This window comes from Fundidesulfovibrio sp. (assembly GCF_058402725.1).
On sequence record NZ_JBZVFJ010000250.1, the window covers coordinates 1 to 3,101 of the forward strand.

The following is a 3,101-nucleotide window of genomic DNA, read 5'->3' on the forward strand; positions in this document are numbered from 1 at the left end:
GTGGCCCACTCCAACCTGCAAAGCGCTGACGTGTTCGACGTGATCCTCTCGCGCACCCAGACCACGGTGCTGGGCGTGCTGGTCCACTACCTGGTGGACACCTTCCTCTGGCCGCGTCTCACGCGGCCGGGGCTGCTGGCCAGCCTGGACGGGATCCTCTCCCTGGAGTCCGAGATCCTGCGCGACCTCTTCGCCGGGCGCTACCAGGGCCAGGAGCCCGAAGCGCCCCGAGGGCGGCCCCGGGCCCTGCTGCGCCAGACCGCGCATTTCGAGGAGCTTGTGGAGCAGTGCATCATCGAGGACCCGCGCACCTTCGAGGAGCGCCACGCCTGGCGCGCCGTGGTGCGCACGGCCGAGCGCGCGGTGGAGGTGCAGGGCCAGGCCGTGCGCGCGCTCATGTCCTGCGGCGGCGTGAATCCCCTGGACGCCTGCCTGACGGGCGCGCGCGACTTCCTGGACGAACTGGGCCAGCGTTCCGCCCACATGCGGGCCCTGGCGGCCGGGCAGGCCCCGCCCGCGCGGCCCGTGCGCCGCGTGGGCCTGGGTTTCGCCCCGGGGGCGCTCCAGGGCGCGCTGGGCGTGCCCCGGACAACGCTCCTGGTGCTCAAGGCGCGCCTGGACGAGCTGGAGGAGCTCTCGGCCCGCATGAGCGGGCATCTCCAGGCCATCCTGGCCGACGCCTCCCCGCTGCCGGACCGCTCCCCCGAGCCGCGCGGCTTCACGGGCCTGGACCCCGAGGCCCTGCGCCTGACGCTCTGCCTGCTGGCCATGTTCGCGGCCTGTTTCCTGACCTACATCTACACGCAGGTGCCCACTGGGATGGAGTTCGTCTACATCTCGCTCCTCTTCACGCTGCAATCGGTACTTTACACGCGCACGCGGGTGCAGACGCTGGTGTGGCCGTTCTTCGTGGGATATGTGGTGTCCCTTGCGCTCTACATCGTCCTCTTCCCGAAGCTCTACGCCTTCCACCAGATCGCCCTGGCCATGCTGGCGGCCATGGTGCTGTTCTGGGTCTTCCTGCGCAAGGCGCTGGGAACGTGGCCGTGCATCCTGCTCATGTTCACCTGCGGCACGGCCATCACCTCGCCGCCCACCTACGACATCACCTCGGCGGTGAACATCGCCGTTTCGCTCTTTCTCTTCTTCTCGCTGTGCTACCTCTCCACGGAGTCCATCTATTCGTTGCGCGGCGAGAGCATCTTCGTCAGCCACGACCGCTGGTTCCGCGCGGCCCTGGCCCTGCGCGCCGACGCCCCGCAGGGGTCGCCCTGGCGCGGTCTCCTGCGCGCGCCAGGGCGGCTCACCGCGTCCATGCGCCCCGTGGACCTGGCCCGGCGCATGGACGAGGCCTCCCGCAAGCTCGACCCGCGAGACCTCACCCCCGACCGGGCCGGGGCGGTGACCGACTACGTGGAGCGCTCCTACCTGCTGTCGGCCCAGGTGGAAGGGCTGCGCCAGGACTACCGCCGCCTGACCGAGGGCAGCGCGGACCCAGGCGATCGGGCCGCCGCCGCGCGCTGCATGGAGCGGGTGCGCGCGGTGCTGGAGGCCGTGGGCGCACGGGGCGACGGGTCAGGCGCAGCCTCTCCGCAAGTCCCCGGTCCCGGTCCCGTTCCCGGTCCAGGGCCAGGCCACGGCGTGGCCGCAGCCGTCGCCCCCGGCTCCCCGGCGGACCTCGCGGCGGGCGAGGCCGGTGCGGCCCTGGCGGACCTGGAGGCGCGCGCCGCACGGCTCGCCGCCGCCGACCCCGACAACGAGCGCCTTCTCCTCTGCTTCGGCCAGTGCGTCTCCACGGTGCTGCGCCACGCCCTGGCCCTGGACGGGCTGCACCCCCGGCTGGACGTGGACGCGCTGGCCCAGACGCGGTTCTGACAATTCGCCTTGAAAAAGGCCGCCATGTCTTTCAGAAGAAAGACGCGACGCGGCAAACCGGAGCAGGAGGCCCGATGATCGGCGTGCCCCACGAGATCGACCTCTTCGGGATCTACTTCCCGCCCTTCTTCCTGGCCTCGGCCCTGGGGGTGCTGGGCACGTGCCTGCTGGCCTGGCGGCTCAACGCCCTGCGCCTGAGCCGCTACTTCACCAACCCGGCCCTGGCGTTCCTGGCGGTGAGCGCCATCCTCGCCTGCCTCTTCGGGACCTTCGTCCTGCCAAGCTGACGCCATGCGCTTCGAACGCCGCAAAACCGCCGTCACCCTTGCCGTGGTCCTGCTGGCCGTGCTGGCCCTGGCCCTCAAGTACCGGCAGTACCTGGTCAACCCCTGGACGCGCGACGGCCAGGTGCGGGCCAACGTGGTGCTGGTGTCCCCGCGCGTCTCCGGCCCCCTCGTGCGCCTGCCCGTGGTGGACAACCAGCGCGTTGCGGCCGGGGAACTGCTCTTCGAGATCGACCCGCGCACCTTCGAATCCAAGCTCAAGGAGGCCCAGGCCAACCTGGACCTGACCCTGCAGAACCTCACCGCCCTGGACCACCAGGTGCGCGCCGCCGGGGAGGCCGTGCGCCAGGCCGAATCGCGGGTGAAGCAGGCCGAATCGGGCATCGCGGACTTCGAGGCCCAGCTCCTGCTGGCGCGCAAGAACCTGGGGCGCGCCTCCACCCTGGTGGCCGAGGCCACCATCCCGGTGCAGGCCTACGACCAGTCCAGGGAGACCCACGACACCGTGCAGGCCAGACGCCAGCAGGCCCAGTCCGCCCTGCGCCTGGCGGTCGCGGCCAAGCGCCAGGCCGACGCCGAGCTGGACCGCGCAGTGACCGCGCGCGGCCCCCTGGGCGAGGACAACCCCCAGCTGCGCGCAGCCCGCGCCGCCCTGGAGGACGCCCGGCTCAACCTGGAGTTCACGCGCCAGCAGGCCTCCGTGGACGGCTATGTGACCAACCTCAATCTGCGCCTGGGCAGCCAGGCCGTGGCCAATCATCCCGCCCTGGCCCTGGTGGACGCCTCCAGCTTCTGGATATCGGGCTACTTCATGGAGACCCAGGTGGGGCGCATCCAGCCCGGCCATCCCGCCGTGGTGACCCTCATGGGCTACCCCGACAAGCCCCTGCAGGGCGTGGTGGAGAGCATCGGCTGGGGCATCTTCCAGAAGGAAGGCAGCAC

General features: G+C 71.4%; 3 protein-coding genes. All 3 read left to right on the forward strand.

Annotated features, from left to right (window positions below; translation table 11 throughout):
* On the forward strand, positions 1-1,875 hold a 1,875-nt coding region (locus ACV4UX_RS18215), incomplete at its 5' end, for an FUSC family protein (protein WP_491594698.1).
* A 74-nt stretch (positions 1,876-1,949) separates the two neighbouring features.
* Positions 1,950-2,162 carry a DUF1656 domain-containing protein gene (locus ACV4UX_RS18220; protein WP_491594699.1) on the forward strand — a complete coding sequence of 71 codons (213 nt, stop codon included), beginning with the start codon at positions 1,950-1,952 and terminating at the stop codon, positions 2,160-2,162.
* 4 nt (positions 2,163-2,166) lie between these two features.
* Positions 2,167-3,101 (forward strand): HlyD family secretion protein (locus ACV4UX_RS18225; protein WP_491594700.1); only part of this gene is annotated, 935 nt, incomplete at its 3' end.